Consider the following 21,552-nt stretch of genomic DNA (forward strand, 5'->3'; position numbering starts at 1 on the left):
ATGAGCTACGACACGTCCGGCACCAGCAGCGATCCCGAGCTCGACAGCGAGGGCGACACCGACCAGCTGCCCAGCGAGGACACCCTGCTGGACCGTGGCGTGGACGACCTGCTCGACGAGGGCTACTCGGTGCCCACCCGTGGGCGCGCCAACCACTACGGCGAGACGCCGTGGGAGGAGGCGCACCGCGAGACGATCGACCAGCGCATCGGCCAGGAGGAGCCCGAGGTCTGGGAGGCGCGCAGCCTTCCGTTCGACGACCGCGAGCAGTTCCGTGCCGGACGCCTCGTCGAGGACGACGGCGCGGTCGAGGCCGGCGGCACGGACGGGTTCGCGGTCGACGCCGGGATCTCGGGCGGAGCCGCGAGCGCCGAGGAGGCCGCCGTGCACCTCATCGCCGAGGAGTACGTGGACGACCGTCGCTACCACGACGACGACGACGAGCTCTAGCCGCAGCACCCCTGCGGTCGCGGGTCCACGTCGTGGGCTTCGCGACGAGACCGCGTCCGCTCGGCCCGCGCACCCATCTCGTCGTCGGCGGGGTAGCCCACCTCTTCGAGCGTGAGCCCGTGCGCGGGCACCACGTGCGCGCCGGCAAGCCGGCTCCGGGCGGCGAGCAGCTGGGCGGGCCAGCCCGCGTCCCGACGGCCCTCCCCCACGGCCACGCTGGCGCCCACGAGGGTGCGCACCATGGAGTGGCAGAACGCGTCCGCCTGCACGGTCGCGACGACCAGCCCCGCATCCGGCCCGTCGAGCGGCCTGGACCACCGGAAGACCTCGAGCGTGCGGATCGTCGTCGCCCCCGCCCGCGGCTTGCAGTACGACGCGAAGTCGTGCCGACCCTCCAGCGGCCGGCCCGCGACGTCCATCGCCTCGACGTCCAGCGGCCGCCGGTGCCAGAGGACGTGCGCGCGGGCGAGCGGGTCGCGCCGCGCCGAGTCGTCGCAGACCCGGTACGTGTACCTACGCCGCAACGCCGAGAACCGCGCGTCGAAGCCGTCGGGTGCCTGGGTCACCGCATGGACGACCAGGTCCGTCGGCAGCACCCCGCCCAGCCGGGTGAGCAGCGCCTCCTCGACCGGCCGCTCAGCGCGCCCACGGGACCGCTCCAGCAGACCGACGGGGATGTCGACGTGCGCCACCTGGCCGCGCGCGTGCACGCCCGAGTCCGTCCGCCCGGCGACCGTCACCCGCGGTGGCCCGTCCGTGCGCAGGACCATGCCCAGGGCGTCCTCGAGCACTCCCTGGACGGTCCGCAGCCCGGGCTGCACCGCCCACCCCGCGAAGCGGCTGCCGTCGTAGGCGAGGTCCAGCCGCAGCCGCACCGCAGCGTCATCGTCGGGGCTCGCGCTCACGGGTCCACACGCTAGCCGAGGCGACGAATGACGCCGCCCGCGGCGCATCGATAGCGTGGCAGCGTGTCGAAGAGCCTCGAGGACCTGTTCACGCTCGCCGTCGACTGCGGCGGCGGAGGGATCAAGGCGTCCGTGCTCGACTCGGCCGGCACCCTGCACGCCCCCGCGGTCCGGGTGGCGACGCCCTACCCGCTGTCCCCGGAAAGGCTGGTGTCGACGATCGCGGACATCGCCTCGGGCCTGCCGCCGGCGGACCGCGCCACCGTCGGGATGCCGGGGATGATCCGGCACGGCGTCGTCGTCGCGACCCCGCACTACGTCACTCGCAGCGGACCCCGCAGCGCCGTCGACCCCGATCTGCTCGCGGCCTGGACCGGGTGCGACATCCGCGCGAGCGTCGAGGCCCGGCTCGGCCTGCCGACGCTCGTCCTCAACGACGCCGAGGTGCACGGCGCGGGAGTCGTCTCCGGCACGGGCATCGAGCTCGTGCTCACCCTGGGCACGGGCCTGGGCTCGGCGCTCTTCGACGGCGGCAAGCTCGCCCCGCACCTGGAGCTCTCGCACGCTCCCGTCCGCTGGGGCACGTCGTACGACGTGTACATCGGGCAGGTCGAGCGCGCCCGCCTCGGTGACGGGCTGTGGTCCCGGCGGGTGCGTCGCGTCGTCGAAGGGCTTCGGCCGGTGTTCTGGTGGGACCGTCTCTACCTCGGCGGCGGCAACGCCCGGCGGGTGACGCCGCAGGTGCTCGCCAGGCTCGGCGACGACGTCGTCGTCGTGCCCAACCAGGCCGGCATCGTCGGCGGGGTCAGAGCCTGGTCGCTGGGCCACTGACCCGTTCGTCCACCTCCGCCAGCGCCTCCAGCAGCACCCGCGTGAACCGCGTCGGCTGGACCAGGTTCACCAGGTGCGTCGCGCCCGGCACGACGACCAGGCGCCCGTCGCGGCACGCCGCCAGGAACCGGCGCTCCTCGCCGCGGAAGTGGTCGAGCCGACCGTTCACCAGCCACACCGGCGTCTCGACCAGCGCCAGGTCCTCCAGCGGCGTCGCCGTCGCCATCTCGCGCAGCACGTCGTCGGTGACGTCCAGTGCGAACCCGCCGGCGCCGGCGTCGGCGGCGCCCGCCGGCGGCAGGGCGAGGTCGACGAAGAACTGGTTCAGCCGGGCCCCGCCGTCGGGCAGCCGCACGATGTATCGGGCACCGAGCGCCCACCCCGCGAGCAGGACCCCGTGCGGTCTCGTCGAGCAGGACGCCGCGAGCAGCCCGGCCACCTGCTCCGGGTGCCGCGCGGCGTGCCGGATCCCCACGTACCCGCCCAGCGAGAGGCCGACGACGAACGCGCGACCGCCGACCTCGTCGACCGCCCGCGCGACCTCGTCCACGGCGGCGTCGAGCGTGAACTGTTCGCCGACCCGGCTCCCGTGCCCGGGGAGGTCCACGGCCACGGCGGCACGTCCGGCACGGGCGAGGGCCTCGAGCTGCGCCCGCCACATCGTGCGCGACGTCCGCAACCCGTGCACCAGGACGACGGGCAGGCTCATGCCCGCGACTCTAGGCACGCGAGAGGGCCCGGAACCAGTGCGGTTCCGGGCCCTCTCGTGAACGGCGTCAGGCCTTGTCGGCCTCGTCCTCGACGGGGGCGTCCTCGACGACGGTCTCGGTCTCCTCGACCGGGGCGTCCTCGACGATCGTCTCCTCGACGGGCGCGTCCTCGACCTTGTCGGCCTTCTCCGCCTTGGGGGCAGCCTTGGAGGCGGCCTTGGTGGCCTCCTTCACGACGGCCTGCTTGGGCGAGAGCGGCTCGAGCACGAGCTCGATGACGGCCATCGGGGCGTTGTCGCCCTTGCGCGGGCCGATCTTGGTGATGCGCGTGTAGCCACCCTGACGCTCGGCGACGGCCGGAGCGATCTCGGTGAACAGCACGTGCACGACGGACTTGTCCTTGACGACGGTCATCACGCGGCGGCGGGCGTGCAGGTCACCACGCTTGGCGAACGTGATGAGGCGCTCGGCGAGCGGACGCAGGCGCTTGGCCTTCGTCTCGGTCGTCGTGATGCGCTTGTGCTCGAACAGCTGCGTCGCGAGGTTCGCGAGGATCAGCCGCTCGTGCGCCGGTCCGCCACCGAGCCGGGGACCCTTGGTGGGCGTAGGCATGGTTATTACTCCTTGAGTTCCAGTGATGGGCTGCTCGCGGGCTCAGCGGCCCGCGAGCTTCCCCGGCGTCAGTACTGCTCGTCCTCGACGAAGTCGCCCTCGTCGTCGCCGTAGTAGGCGGTGGCGGACGGGTCGAAGTCGAGCGGGCTGTCCTTGAGCGTCAGGCCGAGCTCGGCGAGCTTCTCCTTGACCTCGGTGATGGACTTCGCACCGAAGTTGCGGATGTCCAGGAGGTCGGCCTCGGAGCGCGCAACGAGCTCACCCACGGAGTGGATGCCCTCACGCTTGAGGCAGTTGTAGGAGCGGATCGTGAGCTGCAGGTCCTCGATCGGCAGCGCGAGGTCCGCGGCGAGCGCGGCGTCCGTCGGCGACGGGCCGATCTCGATGCCCTCGGCCTCGACGTTGAGCTCACGGGCCAGACCGAACAGCTCCACCAGCGTCTTGCCGGCCGAAGCCAGCGCGTCGCGGGGGCCGATCGCCGACTTGGTCTCGACGTCGACGATCAGCTTGTCGAAGTCCGTGCGCTGCTCGACACGCGTCGCCTCGACCTTGTAGGTCACCTTGAGGACGGGCGAGTAGATCGAGTCGACCGGGATGCGGCCGATCTCGGCGTCGAACGACTTGTTCTGGTTGGCCGACACGTAGCCGCGGCCGCGCTCGACGGTCAGCTCGATCTCGAGCTTGCCCTTGTCGTTCAGCGTCGCCAGGTGCAGGTCGGGGTTGTGCACCTCGACGCCGGCCGGCGGGACGATGTCGGCCGCGGAGACCTCACCGGCACCCTGCTTGCGCAGGTACATCACGACGGGCTCGTCGTTCTCCGAGGAGACGACCAGCTGCTTGATGTTGAGGATGATCTCGGTGACGTCTTCCTTGACACCAGGAACGGTCGAGAACTCGTGGAGCACGCCGTCGATGCGGATCGACGTGACGGCGGCACCCGGGATGGAGGACAGCAGCGTCCGGCGGAGCGAGTTGCCGAGCGTGTAGCCGAAACCCGGCTCCAGGGGCTCGATGGAGAACCGCGACCGGTTCTCCGAGATGACCTCTTCGGTCAGGGTGGGGCGCTGTGCAATCAGCACGGTGTATTTCCTCTCAGCGGGCGTCCGCCATATGACGCTGCGCAGTACTACGAGCCGACCTGGTCTCGGTCCACCTGGTCGGACGGACTGATGCCGGGCCGGTGCTGGTGAGCACCGACCCGGCCGAAACCATGGTCAGACGCGGCGGCGCTTGGGCGGACGGCAGCCGTTGTGCGCCTGGGGCGTCACGTCCTGGATCGAGCCGACCTCGAGGCCGGTCGCCTGCAGCGAACGGATCGCGGTCTCACGGCCGGAGCCGGGGCCCTTGACGAAGACGTCGACCTTCTTCATGCCGTGCTCCTGGGCGCGGCGAGCGGCGGCCTCGGCGGCGAGCTGCGCCGCGAACGGGGTCGACTTGCGCGAGCCCTTGAAGCCCACCTGGCCCGACGAGGCGGACGCGATGACGGCGCCCGACGGGTCGGTGATGGAGATGATCGTGTTGTTGAACGTGCTCTTGATGTGCGCCTGGCCGTGGGAGACGTTCTTCTTCTCCTTGCGGCGCGGCTTGCGCACGGCGGAACGGGTCTTGGGAGGCATTCTCTTCTTCTCTCGAGGTCTTGACGGCGTGCCCTGGCGCGAGGCGCCCGGGGCGGAGGGCTACTTGCGCCCGGCCTTCTTCTTGCCGGCGACGGTGCGCTTGGGGCCCTTGCGGGTACGCGCGTTGGTCTTCGTGCGCTGACCGCGCACGGGAAGGCCACGGCGGTGGCGCAGGCCCTCGTAGCAGCCGATCTCGACCTTGCGGCGGATGTCGGCGGCGACCTCACGGCGGAGGTCACCTTCGAGCTTGTAGTTGCCCTCGAGGAAGTCACGCAGCGCGACGAGCTCGGTGTCACCGAGGTCCTTCACGCGGACGTCCGGGCTGATACCGGTGGCGGCGAGGGTCGCCTGCGCGCGCGTGCGCCCGACGCCGTAGATGTAGGTGAGTGCGATCTCGAGCCGCTTCTCGCGGGGGAGGTCGACTCCGACAAGACGTGCCATGTGCCTGGTGGCTCCTGAACTGCATCGGAGGTCTTCCGCACCACCTCCCCGCGTGCTGCGGGCCCCGGCCTCCGACCGGGGGTTCACCGGGCCCGAGGGCCCGAGGTGGTGGTGCGCTTGCTTGCTGGTGGTGCTCGTTCCTGCAGAAGTGCTAGGGCGTCAGCCCTGGCGCTGCTTGTGGCGCAGGTTCTCGCAGATCACCTGGACGCGACCGTGCCGGCGGATCACCTTGCACTTGTCGCAGATCTTCTTGACGCTGGGCTTGACCTTCATCGCGTGTTTTCCTCCGCCGCCGTGTGGTCTCCGTGTCGGGAGGACGGCGTGATCGAGTGGCTGTTACTTGTAGCGGTAGACGATCCGGCCACGGGACAGGTCGTACGGGCTCAGCTCCACCACCACGCGGTCCTCGGGGAGGATCCGGATGTAGTGCTGACGCATCTTGCCCGAGATGTGGGCGAGCACCTTGTGGCCGTTGGTGAGCTCCACGCGAAACATCGCGTTGGGCAGAGCCTCCACGACGCTGCCCTCGATCTCGATGACACCGTCCTTCTTCGCCATATCCTCCGCTAACTGTTCGTCCGAGACTGTTCGACCCACGTCGGCCACATCGCCCAGCAGGCAGCTGGCCGTCGTCGCGAACGTGGAGAGTGCACGTGCCCGAACCAGGCCGTCCGTGAGGAGAGCCGAGCAGTTGATGACCACCGAGATCCGAACCCGACGAATCGCTTCGAGGATCACGGTGTTCCGATGAACCGGGCGCACACACCCAACGGACGATCTTACGCCATCGAGGGCGTTCGAGGAAACCATCCGGCCCGACAGAGCGGTCAGAGCAGTGGGGCGATGGTCACACCCAGCGGCTCGAGCGCCGCGGCGCCGCCGTCGAACGCGGTGAGCACCCAGATCCCGTCCTCGAGGACGGCCACCGAGTGCTCCCAGTGGGCGGCGCGGGAGCCGTCGTCGGTCACCACCGTCCACTCGTCGTCGAGCTCGCGCGTGAACCGCGAACCGCGCACCAGCATCGGCTCCACCGCGACGCACAGGCCGGGACGCAGCGCGGGACCGCGGTCCCGCGCGCGATAGTTCAGCACGTCCGGAGGCTGGTGCATCGCGGTGCCGATGCCGTGCCCGACGTACTCCTGGACGATGCCGTAGCGCGCTCCCCCGTTGAGACCGGCCGACTGCGCCTCGTCGACGAGGGCCTCGACCGCCTCTCCGACCGCACCGAGCCGTGCGCCGGTCGCGAGCGCGGCGATCCCCGCCCACAGTGCTCGCTCGGTCGTCGTCGCCAATGCTTCGTCGAGGGCGTCCGCCTCGTCCAGGACGATGGTCACCGCCGAGTCACCGTGCCAGCCGGCCACGATCGCGCCGCAGTCGACGCTGACCACATCGCCTGCGTGCAGGACGCGCGGGCCAGGGATGCCGTGCACGATCTCGTCGTTGACCGAGATGCACAGCGTGGCGGGATAGCCGTGGTAGCCGAGGAACGACGGCGTCGCGCCGTGGTCACCGATCACCGTGGCGGCCAGTGCGTCGAGCGACGCGGTCGTCACGCCCGGGGCGGCGGCGGCGCGGACGGCGCTCAGCGCCTCGGCGACGACCAGACCGGCCCGACGCATGAGCAGGACCTGCTCGGGCGTCTTGTACTCGATCCGCTCGCGGCCGAACATGGACCGGCTCAGGCGTCCAGGGTGCCGATGGCCGCGAGCAGGCGCACGGTCACCTCGTCGACCTCGCCGATCCCGTCGACCTGCGCGAGCAGACCGCGACCGTCGTAGACCGAGGCGATCGGCGCGGTCTCCTGCGCGTACACGTCGAGGCGGTGCCGGATGACGTCCTCCGTGTCGTCCTCGCGCCCCTCGATCTCGGCCCGCTTCAGCAGCCGGGGCACGACGACCTCAGGGTCCGCCGTCAGCTCGACCGCGAGGTCGAGCGCCGCGCCGGCGTCGCCGAGGATCGCGTCGAGCTCGGCCACCTGGGCGACGTTGCGCGGATACCCGTCGAGCAGGAACCCGTCCGCCGTGTCCGGCTGCGCCAGACGGTCGCGCACCATGTCGTTGGTCACCGAGTCCGGGACCAGGGCGCCGCGCGAGGTGTACTCCTGGACCTTCAGGCCCAGCGGCGTGCCGCCCTTGATGTTGGCCCGGAACAGGTCACCGGTCGAGATCGCCGGGATGCCCAGCGACTCGGCCAGGCGCACAGCCTGGGTGCCCTTGCCGGCGCCGGGGGCGCCCAGCAGGACGAGCCGCCTGCTCATCGAAGGAAGCCTTCGTAGTGGCGCTGCTGCAGCTGGGACTCGATCTGCTTGACGGTCTCGAGCCCGACACCGACGACGATCAGGATCGACGAGCCGCCGAACGGGATGTTGGTCCCGACGCCGAGAACGATGAACACGATGGTCGGGATCAGTGCGACGACGGCCAGGTAGATCGAGCCGGGCGCGGTGATGCGCGAGATGACGAAGTCGAGGTACTCCGCCGTCGGACGGCCGGCCCGGATGCCCGGGATGAAGCCGCCGTACTTCTTCATGTTGTCCGCGACCTCGTCCGGGTTGAACGTGATCGCCGTGTAGAAGTAGCAGAAGAAGATGATCAGGAACACGTAGAGCGCGAGGTGCAGGGGCGCGCTCGGCGAGACCAGGTACCGCGAGATCCACTGCACCCAGCCGGAGGTCTGGTCACCGAACTGCGCGAGCAGCCCCGGGACCGCCAGCAGCGACGACGCGAAGATGATCGGGATGACGCCGGCCATGTTGATCTTGATCGGGATGTAGGTGCTGGAGCCGCCGTACATGCGCCGACCGACCATGCGCTTGGCGTACTGGACCGGGATCCGGCGCTGCGACTGCTCGACGAAGACGACCATGCCGACGACGAGCACGATGACGGCCAGGACGATGATGAACTTGAAGGCACCGTTGTTGCCCTGCGCGATCGACCAGAGGGCCGTCGGGAAGCTCGCCGCGATCGACGTGAAGATGAGCAGCGACATGCCGTTGCCGACGCCGCGCTCCGTGATCAGCTCACCGAGCCACATGATGAGGCCGGTACCGGCGGTCATCGTGATGACCATGATCAGGAGGATGTACCAGGAGTCGTTCGGGATGACGTCGACGGTGCAGCTCTGGAACAGCTGACCGCTGCGCGCGACCGTGATGATGGTCGTCGACTGCAGGATCGCCAGACCGATCGTCAGGTACCGCGTGTACTGCGTGAGCTTCGCGGTGCCGGACTGGCCCTCCTTGTGGAGCTCCTCGAAACGGGGGATGACCACCCGGAGGAGCTGCACGATGATGCTGGCCGTGATGTACGGCATGATCCCGAGCGAGAAGACCGAGAGCTTGAGCAGCGCCCCGCCACTGAACAGGTTCACCAGGCCGAGCAGGTCGTTGCCCTTGGTCTGGTCGATACACGTCTGCACGTTCGGGTAGGACACCCCGGGGGTCGGCAGGAACGAGCCGATCCGGAAGATCACCATGATCCCGATGGTGAAGAGCAGCTTGCGCCGCAGGTCGGGCGTTCGGAACGCCCGCACGAATGCGCTGAGCACCTGTCCTCCTGAGCGGCCGGAGCCGCATCTCGTACGACCGGTTCATTCCGGCCGTGCCACCTGCGTTACGTCGCAGGCACCGGGGCACCCTAACTGATGCTGACGAACAAACGGAAAGGGACCGGTGGGGAACTACGACCCCACCGGTCCCATCCTCGATCAGTCCTGCGCGACGCTTCCGCCGGCTGCGACGATCGCGTCCTTCGCGGACGCCGAGTAGGCGTCGACCGCGACAGAAACCTTGACCGTGAGCTCACCGGTGCCGAGCACCTTGACGGGCTGGCCCTTACGGACCGCACCCTTGGCGACCAGGTCGGCGACCGTCACGTCGCCACCGTTCGGGTACAGCGCCGAGAGCTTGTCCAGGTTGACCACCTGGTACTCGACGCGGAACGGGTTCTTGAAGCCACGCAGCTTCGGGAGGCGCATGTGCATGGGCATCTGCCCGCCCTCGAAGCGCGTCGGCACCTGGTAGCGAGCCTTGGTGCCCTTGGTGCCACGACCGGCCGTCTTGCCCTTGGACGCCTCGCCACGACCCACGCGGGTCTTGGCGGTCTTGGCGCCAGGGGCCGGACGCAGGTGGTGCACCTTGAGGGTGCCACCGTTGCCGGGCAGCGCGGCGGCCTCGGCAGCCTTGGCGGCAGCCGCGGACACCGTCTTCTTGGGCGCCGCAGCCTTCGCCTCGGCCTTGGCCTTCGGCTCAGCCTCGGCCTTTGCCTTCGGCTCAGCCTTGGCCTTGGCCGGAGCCTTCGCCTCGGCCTTGGGGGCCGACTCGGTCGCTGCGTCGGCCTTCGGAGCCTTCGCCTTGGCGGTCGCCTTCGGAGCGGACTCCGTGTCGGCGGCCTTCTTCTCTGCAGCCTTCTTGGGGGCGGCGGCGGCCTTCTTGGGGACCGTCACCTTCTCCTCAGGCGTGTTCTCGTCTGCCATGGTCACTCCACCTCTTCGACCGCGACAAGGTGCGTCACCGTCTTGACCATGCCGCGGATCTCAGGACGGTCCTCCTTGACGACGACGTCGCCGATCCGCTTGAGGCCGAGGGTGCGCAGGGTGTCGCGCTGGTTCTGCTTGCCACCGATGCCCGACCGCGTCTGGGTCACCTTGAGTCGAGCCATCAGGCACCTGCCTTCGTACCCGCCGCAGCGGCCAGGCCGGCAGCCTGGGCGCGCAGGAGGGCAGCCGGGACGACGTGCTCGACGGGGAGCCCACGGCGCGCAGCCACGGCCTCCGGACGCTCGAGACCCTTCAGGGCCGCGACCGTCGCGTGCACGATGTTGATGGCGTTCGACGAACCGAGCGACTTGCTCAGGACGTCGTGGATGCCGGCGCACTCGAGGACGGCGCGCACGGGTCCACCGGCGATCACACCGGTACCCGGCGACGCCGGACGCAGGAAGACGACACCGGCCGCGGCCTCACCCTGGATGGGGTGCGGGATGGTGCCCTGGATGCGAGGAACCTTGAAGAAGTTCTTCTTGGCCTCCTCGACGCCCTTGGCGATCGCCGCGGGCACCTCCTTGGCCTTCCCGTAGCCGACACCGACCGTGCCGTCGCCGTCGCCGACCACGACGAGCGCGGTGAAGCTGAAGCGACGACCGCCCTTGACGACCTTGGCGACGCGGTTGATCGTCACGACGCGCTCGAGGAACGCGCTCTTCTCTGCGGCCTCGCGGCCACCACGACCGCCGCCACCGTCACGGCCACGACCGCCGTCGCGACGGTCACCGCCGCCACCGGCCCCGGCGCCGCCCGCAGGCGCGCCGGTGTTGCTGCGCTGAGGAGCAGCCATCAGATTGTCCTCTTCTTCGTTCCGGAGTTCATCGTCGTCGTCACAGCTTCAGACCGCCCTCGCGAGCGCCGTCCGCCACCGCTGCGACGCGGCCGTGGTACTTGTTGCCGCCGCGGTCGAAGACCACAGCGTCGAGGCCGGCAGCCTTCGCACGCTCGGCGATGAGTTCGCCGACCTTGCGGGCCTTGGCCGTCTTGTCGTCGTTCGAGCTGCGCAGGTCGGCCTCGAGGGTCGATGCCGACACGAGCGTCTGGCCGATGCCGTCGTCCACGACCTGCGCCGTGATGTGCCGGGCGGACCGGGTCACGACGAGACGGGGACGGGCGGCCGAGCCGGAGACCTTCTTGCGAAGGCGGACGTGGCGACGCTGGCGTGCCTTGCGCTTGCCCTTGCCGATGATCTTGAGTGCCATGGTTACTTACCGGCCTTTCCGACCTTGCGGCGCACGTTCTCGCCCGCGTACCGCACGCCCTTGCCCTTGTACGGCTCAGGCTTGCGGATCTTGCGGATGTTGGCGGCTACCTCGCCGACCTGCTGCTTGTCGATGCCTTCGACCGAGAAACGGGTCGGCGCCTCGACGACGAAGGTGATGCCCTCCGGCGGGTTGACCGTGACCGAGTGGCTGAAGCCGAGTGCGAACTCAAGGTCCGAGCCCTTCGCCGTCACGCGGTAACCGGTGCCGACGATCTCGAGCTTCTTGACGTAGCCCTCGGTCACACCGATGACGAGGTTCGACAGCAGCGTGCGGGTGAGGCCGTGCAGCGAACGCGAGGCGCGCTCGTCGTCGGGGCGGGTGACCACGAGGGCACCTGCCTCGTCGCGTGCAACCTCGATGGGCGCAGCGATCGTGTGCGTCAGGGTGCCCTTGGGACCCTTGACCGTCACGACGGCGCCGTTGATGGACACATCCACGCCGGTGGGGACCGGGACGGGGACTCTGCCGATTCGGGACATGGCTAGCTCCTTTCCGTCTCGGACTTACCAGACGTAGGCGAGGACTTCCCCACCCACGCCCTTCTTGGCGGCCTGCTTGTCGGTGAGGAGACCAGAGGACGTGGACAGGATCGCCACGCCGAGGCCGCCGAGCACCTTGGGCAGATTGGTCGACTTGGCGTACACGCGCAGGCCCGGCTTGGACACGCGCTTGACGCCGGCGAGCGCACGCTCGCGGTTCGGGCCGTACTTCAGCTCGATGATGAGGTTCTTGCCGACGACGGCATCCTCGACCGTCCAGCCCGAGATGTAGCCCTCGGCCTGCAGGATCTCCGCGATGTGCGACTTCAGCTTCGAGAACGGGATCAGCACGGTGTCGTGGTGAGCCGAGTTCGCGTTACGCAGCCGCGTGAGCAGGTCTGCGATGGGGTCGGTCATGGTCATGGGGCTATCGCCCTCTCTCGCCGGGGTATCCCGCCCATCGCTGGGCTGGACCTACCGACGCTCGTATTGCCTGAACTGCACGTGCCTGGGATAACAAGCTGCTGATTACCAGCTGCTCTTGGTGACGCCGGGAAGCTCGCCGCGGTGGGCCATCTCGCGCACGCAGATCCGGCACAGGCCGAACTTGCGGTACACCGAGTGGGGCCGGCCGCAACGCTGGCAGCGCGTGTAGCCACGCACCGCGAACTTCGGCTTGGCAGCAGCCTTGTTCTTGAGGGCAGTCTTCGCCATGGTCAGATCTCCTTGAACGGGAAGCCGAGGAGCTTGAGGAAAGCGCGACCCTCGTCGTCGGTGTCAGCGGTCGTGACGACCGTGATGTCCATCCCGCGGACCCGGTCGATCTTGTCCTGGTCGATCTCGTGGAACACGGACTGCTCCACGAGGCCGAAGGTGTAGTTGCCGTGGCCGTCGAACTGCTGCGGCGAGAGGCCACGGAAGTCGCGGATACGGGGCAGGGCCGTCGAGAGCAGGCGGTCCAGGAACTCCCACGCACGGTCGCCACGCAGGGTGACGTGTGCGCCGATCGGCATGCCCTCACGCAGCTTGAACTGCGCGATGGACTTGCGGGCCTTGGTGACCTGCGGCTTCTGGCCGGTGATCTGGGTGAGGTCGCGGATGGCGCCCTCGATCAGCTTGGAGTCCTTGGCGGCCTCGCCGACACCCATGTTCACGACGACCTTCACCAGACGCGCGACCTGGTTGATGTTCTCGTGGGAGAACTGCTCGAAGAGCGCGTTGCGGATCTCGTCGTTGTACTTGGTCTTCAGGCGCGGGAGCGCCGGAGCCGTCAGTGTCTCGGTCATCAGATGTCCTTACCGGAGCGCTTGGCGACGCGGACCCGAACGGTGCGGGTACGGCCGTCGCGCTCGACCTGCTCGGTGCGGTAGCCGACCCGGGTGCCCTTCTTGGTCTCCGGGTCGACGAGCATCACGTTGCTGATGTGGATGGGCGCCTCGATCGTCTCGATGCCCCCGGTGCGCGTGCCGCGCTGCGTCTGGCCGGCCTTGACGTGCTTGGTGACACGCTGGACACCCTCCACGACGAGGCGCTGCGACTCGACGAGGACCTCGAGCACACGGCCCTGACGTCCCTTGTCGCGGCCCGAGATGACGACGACGAGGTCGCCCTTCTTGATCTTCGCCATGGTCAGAGCACCTCCGGCGCCAGCGAGATGATCTTCATGAACTTCTTGTCGCGCAGCTCGCGCCCGACCGGGCCGAAGATGCGCGTGCCGCGGGGCTCGCCGTCGGCCTTGAGGATCACTGCGGCGTTCTCGTCGAACTTGATGTACGAACCGTCCGGACGGCGGCGCTCCTTGCGGGTGCGCACTATGACCGCCTTGACGACATCGCCCTTCTTGACGTTGCCGCCGGGGATGGCGTCCTTGACGGTGGCGACGATGACGTCACCGATGCCTGCGTAACGACGGCCCGAGCCACCGAGAACACGGATGCACAAGATCTCCTTGGCACCGGTGTTGTCGGCGACGCGAAGCCGCGACTCCTGCTGAATCATTACTACTCCTGTCGTCTGGCGGGTTCTCAGCTCATTCGAGCCGAGCCTGGCCGAACGGATAGTTGCCGTGATGCACACGTTGCGCCGGGTGTGGTCCTGCGGACGTGAACTGTCCTCCGGACGTCACCCGGCGCCCGTGGGCAACTGGGGGTGCTGCTGGACTACTGCTGCTTACTTGGCCTTCTCGAGGACCTCGACCAGGCGGAAGCGCTTGGTGGCGCTCAGCGGCCGCGTCTCCATGATGAGCACGAGGTCGCCGACGCCGGCAGTGCCGTTCTCGTCGTGCGCCTTGACCTTGCTCGTCCGACGGATGACCTTGCCGTAGAGCGGGTGCTTGACCCGGTCCTCGACCTCGACCACCACGGTCTTGTCCATCTTGTCGCTGACCACGTAGCCGCGGCGGACCTTGCGGTCACCGCGCTTCTCAGCAACAGCAGTCGTGCTCTCGCTCTTCTTCTCGTCGCTCATTGTCGACCTCACTCGCTCGCGCTCGGGGCGGTACGGATGCCGAGCTCGCGCTCACGCAGGATCGTGTAGATCCGCGCGATGTCGCGACGAACGGCCTTCAGACGCCCGTGGCTCTCGAGCTGACCGGTTGCCGACTGGAAGCGGAGGTTGAACAGCTCCTCCTTGGACTTCTTCAGCTCGGCGACCAGCTTGTCGTCGTCGAAGGTGTCCAGCTCGGTGGGAGCCAGCTCCTTGGTGCCGATAGTCATCAGTTACCACCCTCGCGAACCACGAAACGTGTCTTCATCGGGAGCTTGTGCTGGGCGCGACGCATGGCCTCGCGCGCCAGGGGCTCCGGGACGCCGGCGAGCTCGAAGAGAACTCGGCCCGGCTTGACGTTGGCGATCCACCACTCCGGCGAGCCCTTGCCGGAACCCATGCGGGTCTCGGCGGGCTTCTTGGTGAGGGGGCGGTCCGGGTAGATGTTGATCCAGACCTTCCCTCCACGCTTGATGTGGCGGGTCATGGCAATACGTGCAGCCTCGATCTGCCGGTTCGTGACATACGCGGGCTCGAGAGCCTGGATGCCGAACTCACCGAACGAGATCGCGGTACCACCGGTCGCGGCGCCGGAACGCCCCGGGTGGTGCTGCTTGCGGTGCTTCAGCCTGCGCGGGATGAGCATTGCGGTCAGGCCTCCGATCCGTTGTCAGGTGCTGCGGGAGCCTCGGCGACGGGCGCCTCGACTGCCTCAGGGGCTGCGTCACGACGAGGAGCGCCACCGGCACGCGGGCCGCGGTCACCGCGGTCGCCGCCGGGACGGTCCGTCCGCGGGCCACGAGCCGGGCGCGGGGCCTGGGTCGCCTGCTCGCGAGCAAACTCCTTCTCGGTCATGTCGCCCTTGTAGACCCACACCTTGACGCCGATGCGGCCGAAGGTGGTGCGAGCCTCGAAGAACCCGTAGTCGATGTTCGCGCGCAGCGTGTGCAGCGGCACACGACCCTCGCGGTAGAACTCCGTGCGGCTCATCTCCGCGCCACCGAGGCGGCCGGAGACCTGCACGCGGATGCCCTTGGCACCGGCGCGCTGGGCCGACTGGATGCCCTTGCGCATGGCGCGGCGGAACGAGACGCGGCTCGCCAGCTGCTCGGCGATGCCCTGGGCGACCAGCTGAGCCTCGATCTCGGCGTTCTTGACCTCGAGGATGTTCAGCTGGACCTGCTTGCCCGTGAGCTTCTCGAGCTCGCCGCGGATGCGGTCGGCCTCCGCGCCACGACGCCCGATGACGATGCCCGGGCGGGCGGTGTGGATGTCGACGCGGACGCGGTCACGCGTGCGCTCGATCTCGACCTTGGCGATACCGGCGCGCTCGAGACCCGTGCTCATGAGCTTGCGGATCTTGACGTCCTCGCCCACGTAGTCGCGGTAGCGCTGACCGGGCTTGGTCGAGTCGGCGAACCAACGCGAACGGTGGTCGGTGGTGATGCCCAGGCGGTACCCGAGCGGGTTGACTTTCTGTCCCACTATCGGGCCCTTCCCTTCGAGGTCTCACGCTCAGCGACGACCACGGTGATGTGGCTCGTGCGCTTGAGGATCTGACTGGCACGGCCCTGCGCACGCGGTCGGAACCGCTTGAGCGTCGGGCCCTCGTCGACGAACACCTCAGAGATGTAGAGGTCGCTCTCGTCGAGACGCTCGTTGCTGCGCTTGGCAGCCTCACGAGCGTTCGCGATCGCGCTCTCCACAACCTTGAGCACCGTCTCCCCCGCGGCCTGCGGTGCGAACTTCAGCACCGCCACGGCCTCGCCGGCCTGCTTGCCACGGATGAGGTCCACGACGCGCCGGGCCTTCTGGGGCGTGACGCGGACGAACCGCGCCTTCGCCTTGGCTTCCATTGCTGTCCTGCCTTCTTGTCTCTGCCGGTGAGGGCGTCGCCTGGCTGACCCGGGGGTCAGCGGCGACGACCCTTCCGGTCGTCCTTCTCGTGGCCGCGGAACGTTCGCGTCGGGGAGAACTCGCCGAGCTTGTGCCCGACCATCGCCTCCGTCACGAACACCGGGGTGTGCTTGCGTCCGTCGTGCACAGCGAACGTGTGGCCGAGGAAGTCCGGCGTGATGACCGAACGGCGCGACCACGTCTTGATGACGTTCTTCGTGCCGGCGGTGTTCTGGACGTCGACCTTCTTCTGCAGGTGACCGTCGACGAACGGACCCTTCTTCAGGCTACGTGGCATCTCAGGCTCCTATCAGCGCTTGTTCTTGCCGGTACGCCGACGGCGCACGATGAGCTTGTCGCTCGGCTTGTTCGGGTGACGGGTGCGACCCTCGGCCTGGCCCCACGGGCTGACGGGGTGACGTCCACCGGACGTCTTGCCCTCGCCACCACCGTGCGGGTGGTCGATCGGGTTCATGGCGACACCACGGACGGTCGGGCGCTTGCCCTTCCAGCGCATGCGGCCGGCCTTGCCCCAGTTGATGTTCGACTGCTCGGCGTTGCCCACCTCGCCGACCGTGGCGCGGCAGCGCAGGTCGACGTTGCGGATCTCACCGGACGGCATACGCAGCTGGGCGTAGGGACCGTCCTTGGCGACGAGCTGCACGGACGCACCAGCCGAGCGCGCGATCTTCGCACCGCCACCGGGCCGGAGCTCGATCGCGTGGATGACCGTACCGGTCGGGATGTTGCGCAGCGGCAGGTTGTTGCCGGGCTTGATGTCGGCGCCGGGGCCGTTCTCGATGCGGTCGCCCTGCTGCAGCTTGTTCGGCGCGATGATGTAGCGCTTCTCGCCGTCCGCGTAGTGCAGGAGCGCGATGCGGGCGGTGCGGTTGGGGTCGTACTCGATGTGAGCGACCTTGGCCGGCACGCCGTCCTTGTCATGACGACGGAAGTCGATGACGCGGTATGCACGCTTGTGACCGCCACCCTGGTGGCGCGTGGTGATGCGACCCGTGGAGTTGCGGCCGCCCGTCTTGTGGAGGGGACGGACGAGCGACTTCTCCGGCGTGGATCGCGTGATCTCGACGAAGTCGGCCACGCTCGAGCCACGACGGCCCGGCGTTGTCGGCTTGTACTTACGGATTCCCATGAGCTCTCAGTCCTTATCAGCCGACCGGACCACCGAAGATGTCGATCGTTCCCTCGCGGAGGGTGACGATCGCACGCTTCGTGTCCTTGCGGCGGCCGGTGCCGAAACGGGTCCGACGGGACTTGCCCTGCCGGTTCGCGGTGTTGACCGAGTCGACCTTGACGCCGAAGACCTGCTCGACGGCAATCTTGATCTCGGTCTTGTTCGCCCGCGGGTCGACGAGGAAGGTGTACTTCCCCTCGTCGAGCAGGCCATAGCTCTTCTCGGAGACGACCGGCGCGAGCAGGATGTCGCGCGGGTTCTTGCCGATGTCGGTCACTTGGTCTCCTCCTTGGCCTCGGAGGACGTGTTCGAGCCCTTGACGGGGCCGGCGAGGAACGCGTCGAGCGCGCCCTGCGTGAACACGACGTCGTCCGAGATCAGGACGTCGTAGGTGTTGAGCTGGTCAGCGACCAGCAGGTGCACCCGCTCGACGTTCCGCAGCGACTTCCACGTGATCTCGTCCTGACGCTCGACGACGACCAGGACGTGCTTGCGTCCGGAGAGGTTGTCGAGCACGGCGAGCGCGGACTTCGTCGACGGCGCCGTGCCCGGGGCGAAGCCCGAGACGACGTGCACGCGGCCGGCGCGGGCGCGGTCCGAGAGAGCACCGCGGAGCGCCGCGGCCTTCATCTTCTTGGGGGTGCGCTGCGCATAGTCGCGCGGGGTGGGGCCGTGGACGACGCCACCACCGGCGAACTGCGGAGCACGCGTCGAACCCTGACGGGCGCGGCCGGTGCCCTTCTGCTTGTACGGCTTGCGGCCACCACCACGGACCTCGCCACGGCTCTTCGTGTCGTGGGTGCCCTGGCGAGCCGCCGCGCGCTGCGCGACGACGACCTGGTGGATCAGCGGGATGTTGGTCTGCACGTCGAAGACCTCGGCGGGCAGGTCGGCCGAGCCGGCCTTGTTGCCCTCGAAGTCGACGACGTCGACGGTCAGCGTGTCAGACATGGTCACGCCCCCTTCACAGCGGAACGCACGACCACGACGCCACCCTTGGGGCCGGGAACGGCACCCTTGACGAGGATGAAGCCCCGCTCGACGTCGACCGCGTGCACGGTCAGGTTCTGGGTGGTCTGGCGGTCCACGCCCATGCGACCGGCCATCTTGATGCCCTTGAACACGCGCGACGGCGTCGAAGCGCCACCGATCGAGCCGGGCTTGCGGTGGTTGCGGTGCGCACCGTGCGAGGCGCCGACGCCGTGGAAGCCGTGACGCTTCATGACGCCGGCGGTGCCCTTGCCCTTGGTGGTGCCGATGACGTCCACGAGCGAACCGGCCTCGAAGAGGTCGGCCGTGAGCTCCTGGCCGAGCGTGAACTCGGAGGCGTTCGGCGTGCGGATCTCGGCCACGTGCCGGCGCGGCGTGACGCCGGCCTTCTCGAAGTGGCCCTTCAGCGGCTTGGTGACCTTGCGCGGGTCGATCTGGCCGTGGGCCAGCTGGACCGCGGCGTAGCCGTCAGCGTCAGCGGAGCGCACCTGGGTCACGACGTTCGTCCCGACAGCGACGACGGTGACCGGGACGAGACGACCGTTGTCGTCCCACACCTGGGTCATGCCGAGCTTCGTGCCGATGAGGGCCGTGACTGCGCGCTCGTTCTGCTGGGTAACCATAGAAATCAGTTCCTTCCCAGCGTCAGAGCTTGATCTCGATGTTCACGTCCGCGGGCAGGTCGAGACGCATGAGCGAGTCGACGGCCTTGGGCGTGGGATCGATGATGTCGATGAGCCGCTTGTGAGTACGCATCTCGAAGTGCTCGCGGCTGTCCTTGTACTTGTGGGGCGACCGGATGACGCAGAAGACGTTCTTCTCCGTCGGCAGCGGCACCGGACCCACGACCGACGCACCAGCGCGAGTCACCGTGTCGACGATCTTGCGCGCCGAGCTGTCGATGACTTCGTGGTCGTAGGACTTGAGCCTGATGCGGATCTTCTGTCCCGCCATGGCGCGTCTACTTCTCTCTGTTGAAACCGGCTCCGTCCGACCCCCGCACTCGGGCGTGTCGCTTGGCGCGACACACCGTTGCGCTGCGTACCGTTTCCGGCACGAGATCGGTGGTTGTTGTCGGGCGTCAACCACCGGGTAGTCCCGGGGTCCAGACGCCGTCCACGTGTGCGAGCCCCGTCGTGTGCCGCGCGCGCAAACGCGCCGCCCTCGACTAGGCAACCTGAACAGTGTGCCAGACCGGGCGCCGGAACTCCAATCGCCTGCGTCACACTCCGGCGTGATCACGCTGTTCCGTGCGCCACACACGCCCCTCGGGCGACCCGCACCGGCCCCCCGCCGCGCGCCCGCAGACATCAAGGGACGCCGAACCGTGACGTCGTTCTCGGCCGTTCTCGCCCGACGAGACGTTACCGTCGGGCCATGACGCGCCGCCTCGTCCCGGTCGCATGGTCCGCGATCGCGCTCGTCGCGCTCGCCGCCTGCACCGCTGACCCGTCCCCCACGCCGGCACCGGCACCGACGACTGCCGCGTCGACCATCCCGACGGAGCCGGCGCCGACGGAGCCCGCACCTGTGGCGAGCACCCCGCCCCCGACGGCCTCCGAGCCTGACCCGACCACCGTCCTGGCGCCTGGTGACCCCTGCGACCCCGCCGACGGCTCCCCCGACTGCACCGACGCGACCGTGGATGCCACCTACCGCTACATCGTCGGCTACGCGGACTGCGTCGACGCCCTCGGTGCCGCCGAGGCGCACCGCGGGTGCACGGACCTGGACGGCGACGGCGAGGCGGGCTACCCGGACGCGTAGCGATGCCGGCCGGCCCGGCCCGAGCACGGCCGCGAGTCGGCAGGAGACGGTAGGGACGCAGAAGGGCCCGGATGCCGAAGCATCCGGGCCCTTCCGCTCAGATCAGCTGCCCCGAGGGGCTCGCATCACTTGATGATCTTGATGACCTTGCCCGAGCCGACGGTGCGGCCACCCTCGCGGATGGCGAAGCCGAGGCCCTCTTCCATCGCGATGGGCTGGATGAGGTTCACGTGGATCTCGGTGTTGTCGCCGGGCATGACCATCTCGGTGCCCTCGGGCAGCGTGATGACGCCGGTGACGTCGGTGGTGCGGAAGTAGAACTGGGGGCGGTAGTTCCCGTAGAACGGGTTGTGACGGCCACCCTCGTCCTTGGCCAGGATGTAGACCTGGCCCTCGAACTCGGTGTGCGGCGTGATCGAGCCGGGCTTGACGACGACCTGGCCGCGCTCGACCTCCTCGCGCTTCGTGCCACGCAGGAGCAGACCGACGTTCTCGCCGGCCTCGGCGTAGTCGAGCAGCTTGCGGAACATCTCGACGCCGGTGACCGTGGTCTTGATCGCCTTCTCCTTGATGCCGACGATCTCCACCTCCTCGTTCACCTTGAGCTTGCCGCGCTCCACGCGACCGGTGACGACGGTGCCACGACCGGTGATCGTGAAGACGTCCTCGATCGGCATGAGGAAGGGCTTGTCGATGTCGCGGACCGGGTCCGGGACGTTCTCGTCCACGGCGTCCAGCAGGTCCTGCACGGACTTGACCCAGATCGGGTCGCCCTCGAGGGCCTTCAGGCCGGAGACGCGCACGACGGGGACGTCGTCGCCGTCGAAGCCCTGGGCCGTGAGCAGCTCACGGACCTCGAGCTCGACGAGCTCCAGGATCTCCTCGTCGTCGACCATGTCGGTCTTGTTCAGCGCGACGAGCAGGTACGGCACGCCGACCTGACGGGCGAGCAGGACGTGCTCACGCGTCTGGGCCATCGGGCCGTCGGTGGCGGCGACGACGAGGATGGCGCCGTCCATCTGCGCCGCACCCGTGATCATGTTCTTGATGTAGTCCGCGTGACCGGGAGCGTCGACGTGAGCGTAGTGACGCTTCTCCGTCTGGTACTCCACGTGCGCGATGTTGATGGTGATGCCGCGCTGCTTCTCCTCAGGCGCCTTGTCGATCTCGTCGAAAGGCGTGAAGGGGTTCAGGTCGGGGTACTTGTCGTGCAGCACCTTCGAGATCGCAGCGGTCAGCGTCGTCTTGCCGTGGTCGACGTGGCCGATGGTGCCGATGTTGACGTGCGGCTTCGTCCGCTCGAACTTCGCCTTGCCCACTGGGTGTCCTCCTCAGGACTTGGTAGAGATTGGCCGACGTACTGCGGCTA

The 21,552-nt window shown here is 68.7% G+C and carries 36 protein-coding genes; 3 read left to right on the plus strand and 33 right to left on the minus strand.

Features of this window, described 5'->3' with window-relative positions; all coding sequences use genetic code 11:
• Positions 1 to 450 carry a DUF5709 domain-containing protein gene (locus tag ACPPVS_RS14780; protein ID WP_426593013.1) on the plus strand — a complete coding sequence of 150 codons (450 nt, stop codon included), beginning with the start codon at positions 1 to 3 and terminating at the stop codon, positions 448 to 450.
• On the opposite strand, the gene truA is transcribed toward ACPPVS_RS14780, so the two are convergent.
• The gene (truA, locus tag ACPPVS_RS14785; RefSeq protein WP_426593014.1) at positions 447 to 1,355 is read right to left on the minus strand and encodes a tRNA pseudouridine(38-40) synthase TruA; all 909 of its coding nucleotides are present in this window, start codon (positions 1,353 to 1,355) and stop codon (positions 447 to 449) included. The genes ACPPVS_RS14780 and truA overlap by 4 nt on opposite strands.
• A gap of 63 nt (positions 1,356 to 1,418) precedes the next feature.
• On the opposite strand from truA, the gene ACPPVS_RS14790 reads away from it, so the two are divergent.
• A complete protein-coding gene (locus ACPPVS_RS14790) occupies positions 1,419 to 2,186 on the plus strand; it encodes an ROK family protein (RefSeq protein WP_426593015.1) in 768 nt (255 codons plus the stop codon).
• Here ACPPVS_RS14790 and ACPPVS_RS14795 read toward each other — a convergent pair.
• From ACPPVS_RS14795 to rpsJ, 31 genes are all read right to left on the minus strand, one after another.
• Positions 2,161 to 2,895: an alpha/beta fold hydrolase gene (locus tag ACPPVS_RS14795; protein ID WP_426593016.1), complete on the minus strand. Its 735-nt coding sequence runs from the start codon at positions 2,893 to 2,895 to the stop codon at positions 2,161 to 2,163. The genes ACPPVS_RS14790 and ACPPVS_RS14795 overlap by 26 nt on opposite strands.
• 67 nt (positions 2,896 to 2,962) lie before the next feature.
• Entirely contained in the window at positions 2,963 to 3,508 is a 546-nt protein-coding gene (rplQ, locus tag ACPPVS_RS14800; RefSeq protein WP_426593017.1) for a 50S ribosomal protein L17, read from the minus strand.
• Positions 3,509 to 3,576: 68 nt separating this feature from the next.
• Positions 3,577 to 4,587: a DNA-directed RNA polymerase subunit alpha gene (locus ACPPVS_RS14805; RefSeq protein WP_426593018.1), complete on the minus strand. Its 1,011-nt coding sequence runs from the start codon at positions 4,585 to 4,587 to the stop codon at positions 3,577 to 3,579.
• A 135-nt stretch (positions 4,588 to 4,722) separates the two neighbouring features.
• The gene (gene rpsK / locus ACPPVS_RS14810) at positions 4,723 to 5,124 is read right to left on the minus strand and encodes a 30S ribosomal protein S11 (protein ID WP_028050085.1); all 402 of its coding nucleotides are present in this window, start codon (positions 5,122 to 5,124) and stop codon (positions 4,723 to 4,725) included.
• 60 nt (positions 5,125 to 5,184) lie between these two features.
• Positions 5,185 to 5,565, minus strand: a complete 381-nt coding sequence (gene rpsM, locus ACPPVS_RS14815) for a 30S ribosomal protein S13 (RefSeq protein ID WP_028045044.1) — start codon at positions 5,563 to 5,565, stop codon at positions 5,185 to 5,187.
• A 159-nt stretch (positions 5,566 to 5,724) separates the two neighbouring features.
• The gene (gene rpmJ / locus ACPPVS_RS14820; protein WP_013117849.1) at positions 5,725 to 5,838 is read right to left on the minus strand and encodes a 50S ribosomal protein L36; all 114 of its coding nucleotides are present in this window, start codon (positions 5,836 to 5,838) and stop codon (positions 5,725 to 5,727) included.
• Between the two features lie 63 nt (positions 5,839 to 5,901).
• Positions 5,902 to 6,123: a translation initiation factor IF-1 gene (gene infA / locus ACPPVS_RS14825; RefSeq protein ID WP_013770189.1), complete on the minus strand. Its 222-nt coding sequence runs from the start codon at positions 6,121 to 6,123 to the stop codon at positions 5,902 to 5,904.
• Positions 6,124 to 6,392: 269 nt separating this feature from the next.
• Complete coding sequence (gene map / locus ACPPVS_RS14830) at positions 6,393 to 7,235, minus strand: type I methionyl aminopeptidase (RefSeq protein WP_426593019.1); 843 nt, start codon at positions 7,233 to 7,235, stop codon at positions 6,393 to 6,395.
• Positions 7,236 to 7,243: 8 nt separating this feature from the next.
• Positions 7,244 to 7,822: an adenylate kinase gene (locus tag ACPPVS_RS14835; RefSeq protein ID WP_426593020.1), complete on the minus strand. Its 579-nt coding sequence runs from the start codon at positions 7,820 to 7,822 to the stop codon at positions 7,244 to 7,246.
• Positions 7,819 to 9,114 carry a preprotein translocase subunit SecY gene (gene secY / locus ACPPVS_RS14840; RefSeq protein WP_426593021.1) on the minus strand — a complete coding sequence of 432 codons (1,296 nt, stop codon included), beginning with the start codon at positions 9,112 to 9,114 and terminating at the stop codon, positions 7,819 to 7,821. The genes ACPPVS_RS14835 and secY overlap by 4 nt, the downstream gene beginning before the upstream one ends.
• A 159-nt stretch (positions 9,115 to 9,273) precedes the next feature.
• On the minus strand, positions 9,274 to 10,041 hold the full coding sequence (gene rplO, locus ACPPVS_RS14845; RefSeq protein WP_426593022.1) for a 50S ribosomal protein L15: 768 nt from the start codon (positions 10,039 to 10,041) through the stop codon (positions 9,274 to 9,276).
• 2 nt (positions 10,042 to 10,043) lie between these two features.
• On the minus strand, positions 10,044 to 10,226 hold the full coding sequence (rpmD, locus tag ACPPVS_RS14850; RefSeq protein ID WP_028045050.1) for a 50S ribosomal protein L30: 183 nt from the start codon (positions 10,224 to 10,226) through the stop codon (positions 10,044 to 10,046).
• Positions 10,226 to 10,900, minus strand: a complete 675-nt coding sequence (gene rpsE, locus ACPPVS_RS14855) for a 30S ribosomal protein S5 (protein WP_426593023.1) — start codon at positions 10,898 to 10,900, stop codon at positions 10,226 to 10,228. Before rpsE ends, rpmD begins: the two co-directional genes overlap by 1 nt.
• A 40-nt stretch (positions 10,901 to 10,940) precedes the next feature.
• Positions 10,941 to 11,312, minus strand: coding sequence for a 50S ribosomal protein L18 (rplR, locus tag ACPPVS_RS14860; protein ID WP_426593024.1), 372 nt, complete (start codon positions 11,310 to 11,312; stop codon positions 10,941 to 10,943).
• A gap of 2 nt (positions 11,313 to 11,314) precedes the next feature.
• On the minus strand, positions 11,315 to 11,854 hold the full coding sequence (gene rplF / locus ACPPVS_RS14865; RefSeq protein WP_426593025.1) for a 50S ribosomal protein L6: 540 nt from the start codon (positions 11,852 to 11,854) through the stop codon (positions 11,315 to 11,317).
• 24 nt (positions 11,855 to 11,878) lie between these two features.
• Positions 11,879 to 12,277 (minus strand): 30S ribosomal protein S8, encoded by a 399-nt coding sequence (gene rpsH / locus ACPPVS_RS14870; protein ID WP_028045054.1) that lies wholly within the window; start codon positions 12,275 to 12,277, stop codon positions 11,879 to 11,881.
• 105 nt (positions 12,278 to 12,382) lie between these two features.
• Complete coding sequence (locus ACPPVS_RS14875; RefSeq protein WP_028045055.1) at positions 12,383 to 12,568, minus strand: type Z 30S ribosomal protein S14; 186 nt, start codon at positions 12,566 to 12,568, stop codon at positions 12,383 to 12,385.
• Between the two features lie 2 nt (positions 12,569 to 12,570).
• Positions 12,571 to 13,140: a 50S ribosomal protein L5 gene (gene rplE, locus ACPPVS_RS14880; RefSeq protein ID WP_426593026.1), complete on the minus strand. Its 570-nt coding sequence runs from the start codon at positions 13,138 to 13,140 to the stop codon at positions 12,571 to 12,573.
• Positions 13,140 to 13,481 (minus strand): 50S ribosomal protein L24, encoded by a 342-nt coding sequence (gene rplX / locus ACPPVS_RS14885; protein ID WP_028045057.1) that lies wholly within the window; start codon positions 13,479 to 13,481, stop codon positions 13,140 to 13,142. The genes rplE and rplX overlap by 1 nt, the downstream gene beginning before the upstream one ends.
• Positions 13,482 to 13,483: 2 nt before the next feature.
• Complete coding sequence (rplN, locus tag ACPPVS_RS14890) at positions 13,484 to 13,852, minus strand: 50S ribosomal protein L14 (protein ID WP_028045058.1); 369 nt, start codon at positions 13,850 to 13,852, stop codon at positions 13,484 to 13,486.
• Between the two features lie 171 nt (positions 13,853 to 14,023).
• A complete protein-coding gene (gene rpsQ / locus ACPPVS_RS14895; RefSeq protein ID WP_426593027.1) occupies positions 14,024 to 14,320 on the minus strand; it encodes a 30S ribosomal protein S17 in 297 nt (98 codons plus the stop codon).
• Positions 14,321 to 14,328: 8 nt separating this feature from the next.
• Positions 14,329 to 14,568, minus strand: coding sequence for a 50S ribosomal protein L29 (gene rpmC, locus ACPPVS_RS14900; protein ID WP_426593028.1), 240 nt, complete (start codon positions 14,566 to 14,568; stop codon positions 14,329 to 14,331).
• Positions 14,568 to 14,984, minus strand: a complete 417-nt coding sequence (gene rplP / locus ACPPVS_RS14905) for a 50S ribosomal protein L16 (protein ID WP_028045061.1) — start codon at positions 14,982 to 14,984, stop codon at positions 14,568 to 14,570. Before rplP ends, rpmC begins: the two co-directional genes overlap by 1 nt.
• A 5-nt stretch (positions 14,985 to 14,989) precedes the next feature.
• Positions 14,990 to 15,823, minus strand: a complete 834-nt coding sequence (gene rpsC, locus ACPPVS_RS14910) for a 30S ribosomal protein S3 (protein ID WP_426593029.1) — start codon at positions 15,821 to 15,823, stop codon at positions 14,990 to 14,992.
• Entirely contained in the window at positions 15,823 to 16,194 is a 372-nt protein-coding gene (rplV, locus tag ACPPVS_RS14915; RefSeq protein ID WP_426593030.1) for a 50S ribosomal protein L22, read from the minus strand. The genes rpsC and rplV overlap by 1 nt, the downstream gene beginning before the upstream one ends.
• 56 nt (positions 16,195 to 16,250) lie before the next feature.
• Complete coding sequence (rpsS, locus tag ACPPVS_RS14920; protein ID WP_028050100.1) at positions 16,251 to 16,532, minus strand: 30S ribosomal protein S19; 282 nt, start codon at positions 16,530 to 16,532, stop codon at positions 16,251 to 16,253.
• Between the two features lie 12 nt (positions 16,533 to 16,544).
• Positions 16,545 to 17,384 (minus strand): 50S ribosomal protein L2, encoded by an 840-nt coding sequence (gene rplB, locus ACPPVS_RS14925; RefSeq protein ID WP_426593031.1) that lies wholly within the window; start codon positions 17,382 to 17,384, stop codon positions 16,545 to 16,547.
• A gap of 16 nt (positions 17,385 to 17,400) precedes the next feature.
• The gene (gene rplW, locus ACPPVS_RS14930) at positions 17,401 to 17,703 is read right to left on the minus strand and encodes a 50S ribosomal protein L23 (protein WP_028045066.1); all 303 of its coding nucleotides are present in this window, start codon (positions 17,701 to 17,703) and stop codon (positions 17,401 to 17,403) included.
• The gene (rplD, locus tag ACPPVS_RS14935) at positions 17,700 to 18,377 is read right to left on the minus strand and encodes a 50S ribosomal protein L4 (RefSeq protein ID WP_426595990.1); all 678 of its coding nucleotides are present in this window, start codon (positions 18,375 to 18,377) and stop codon (positions 17,700 to 17,702) included. Before rplD ends, rplW begins: the two co-directional genes overlap by 4 nt.
• Before the next feature lie 2 nt (positions 18,378 to 18,379).
• Positions 18,380 to 19,039: a 50S ribosomal protein L3 gene (rplC, locus tag ACPPVS_RS14940; protein WP_426593032.1), complete on the minus strand. Its 660-nt coding sequence runs from the start codon at positions 19,037 to 19,039 to the stop codon at positions 18,380 to 18,382.
• A 22-nt stretch (positions 19,040 to 19,061) separates the two neighbouring features.
• Positions 19,062 to 19,370 carry a 30S ribosomal protein S10 gene (gene rpsJ, locus ACPPVS_RS14945; RefSeq protein WP_013117879.1) on the minus strand — a complete coding sequence of 103 codons (309 nt, stop codon included), beginning with the start codon at positions 19,368 to 19,370 and terminating at the stop codon, positions 19,062 to 19,064.
• A gap of 423 nt (positions 19,371 to 19,793) precedes the next feature.
• On the opposite strand from rpsJ, the gene ACPPVS_RS14950 reads away from it, so the two are divergent.
• Complete coding sequence (locus ACPPVS_RS14950) at positions 19,794 to 20,183, plus strand: hypothetical protein (RefSeq protein WP_426593033.1); 390 nt, start codon at positions 19,794 to 19,796, stop codon at positions 20,181 to 20,183.
• A 125-nt stretch (positions 20,184 to 20,308) separates the two neighbouring features.
• Here the strand turns inward: ACPPVS_RS14950 and tuf are convergent, their stop codons facing one another.
• The gene (gene tuf / locus ACPPVS_RS14955; RefSeq protein ID WP_426593034.1) at positions 20,309 to 21,502 is read right to left on the minus strand and encodes an elongation factor Tu; all 1,194 of its coding nucleotides are present in this window, start codon (positions 21,500 to 21,502) and stop codon (positions 20,309 to 20,311) included.
• Between the last annotated feature and the right edge of the window lie 50 nt (positions 21,503 to 21,552).

The organism is Cellulomonas sp. McL0617 (genome assembly GCF_049994875.1).
Classification (GTDB): Bacteria; Actinomycetota; Actinomycetes; order Actinomycetales; family Cellulomonadaceae; genus Cellulomonas.

Excerpts from the sequence above, each read along its gene's own strand:
- rpsQ (WP_426593027.1), bottom strand. The coding sequence starts at position 14,320 with ATGAGCGACGAGAAGAAGAGCGAGAGCACGACTGCTGTTGCTGAGAAG.
- rpsH (WP_028045054.1), bottom strand. The coding sequence starts at position 12,277 with ATGACCATGACCGACCCCATCGCAGACCTGCTCACGCGGCTGCGTAAC.
- rplB (WP_426593031.1), bottom strand. The coding sequence starts at position 17,384 with ATGGGAATCCGTAAGTACAAGCCGACAACGCCGGGCCGTCGTGGCTCG.
- infA (WP_013770189.1), bottom strand. The coding sequence starts at position 6,123 with ATGGCGAAGAAGGACGGTGTCATCGAGATCGAGGGCAGCGTCGTGGAG.
- rplC (WP_426593032.1), bottom strand. The coding sequence starts at position 19,039 with ATGGTTACCCAGCAGAACGAGCGCGCAGTCACGGCCCTCATCGGCACG.
- rplE (WP_426593026.1), bottom strand. The coding sequence starts at position 13,140 with ATGACCGAGACACTGACGGCTCCGGCGCTCCCGCGCCTGAAGACCAAG.
- rplN (WP_028045058.1), bottom strand. The coding sequence starts at position 13,852 with ATGATTCAGCAGGAGTCGCGGCTTCGCGTCGCCGACAACACCGGTGCC.
- ACPPVS_RS14780 (WP_426593013.1), top strand. The coding sequence starts at position 1 with ATGAGCTACGACACGTCCGGCACCAGCAGCGATCCCGAGCTCGACAGC.
- rplO (WP_426593022.1), bottom strand. The coding sequence starts at position 10,041 with ATGGCAGACGAGAACACGCCTGAGGAGAAGGTGACGGTCCCCAAGAAG.
- rpmC (WP_426593028.1), bottom strand. The coding sequence starts at position 14,568 with ATGACTATCGGCACCAAGGAGCTGGCTCCCACCGAGCTGGACACCTTC.
- rplP (WP_028045061.1), bottom strand. The coding sequence starts at position 14,984 with ATGCTCATCCCGCGCAGGCTGAAGCACCGCAAGCAGCACCACCCGGGG.
- rpsE (WP_426593023.1), bottom strand. The coding sequence starts at position 10,900 with ATGGCTGCTCCTCAGCGCAGCAACACCGGCGCGCCTGCGGGCGGCGCC.
- rplD (WP_426595990.1), bottom strand. The coding sequence starts at position 18,377 with ATGTCTGACACGCTGACCGTCGACGTCGTCGACTTCGAGGGCAACAAG.
- rpsK (WP_028050085.1), bottom strand. The coding sequence starts at position 5,124 with ATGCCTCCCAAGACCCGTTCCGCCGTGCGCAAGCCGCGCCGCAAGGAG.
- rplF (WP_426593025.1), bottom strand. The coding sequence starts at position 11,854 with ATGTCCCGAATCGGCAGAGTCCCCGTCCCGGTCCCCACCGGCGTGGAT.
- map (WP_426593019.1), bottom strand. The coding sequence starts at position 7,235 with ATGTTCGGCCGCGAGCGGATCGAGTACAAGACGCCCGAGCAGGTCCTG.
- ACPPVS_RS14875 (WP_028045055.1), bottom strand. The coding sequence starts at position 12,568 with ATGGCGAAGACTGCCCTCAAGAACAAGGCTGCTGCCAAGCCGAAGTTC.
- rpsM (WP_028045044.1), bottom strand. The coding sequence starts at position 5,565 with ATGGCACGTCTTGTCGGAGTCGACCTCCCCCGCGAGAAGCGGCTCGAG.
- rplX (WP_028045057.1), bottom strand. The coding sequence starts at position 13,481 with ATGGCGAAGATCAAGAAGGGCGACCTCGTCGTCGTCATCTCGGGCCGC.
- rpmD (WP_028045050.1), bottom strand. The coding sequence starts at position 10,226 with ATGGCTCGACTCAAGGTGACCCAGACGCGGTCGGGCATCGGTGGCAAG.
- ACPPVS_RS14835 (WP_426593020.1), bottom strand. The coding sequence starts at position 7,822 with ATGAGCAGGCGGCTCGTCCTGCTGGGCGCCCCCGGCGCCGGCAAGGGC.
- rpsJ (WP_013117879.1), bottom strand. The coding sequence starts at position 19,370 with ATGGCGGGACAGAAGATCCGCATCAGGCTCAAGTCCTACGACCACGAA.
- ACPPVS_RS14795 (WP_426593016.1), bottom strand. The coding sequence starts at position 2,895 with ATGAGCCTGCCCGTCGTCCTGGTGCACGGGTTGCGGACGTCGCGCACG.
- rplR (WP_426593024.1), bottom strand. The coding sequence starts at position 11,312 with ATGGCACTCAAGATCATCGGCAAGGGCAAGCGCAAGGCACGCCAGCGT.
- rplQ (WP_426593017.1), bottom strand. The coding sequence starts at position 3,508 with ATGCCTACGCCCACCAAGGGTCCCCGGCTCGGTGGCGGACCGGCGCAC.
- rpmJ (WP_013117849.1), bottom strand. The coding sequence starts at position 5,838 with ATGAAGGTCAAGCCCAGCGTCAAGAAGATCTGCGACAAGTGCAAGGTG.
- rpsS (WP_028050100.1), bottom strand. The coding sequence starts at position 16,532 with ATGCCACGTAGCCTGAAGAAGGGTCCGTTCGTCGACGGTCACCTGCAG.
- rplV (WP_426593030.1), bottom strand. The coding sequence starts at position 16,194 with ATGGAAGCCAAGGCGAAGGCGCGGTTCGTCCGCGTCACGCCCCAGAAG.
- ACPPVS_RS14950 (WP_426593033.1), top strand. The coding sequence starts at position 19,794 with ATGACGCGCCGCCTCGTCCCGGTCGCATGGTCCGCGATCGCGCTCGTC.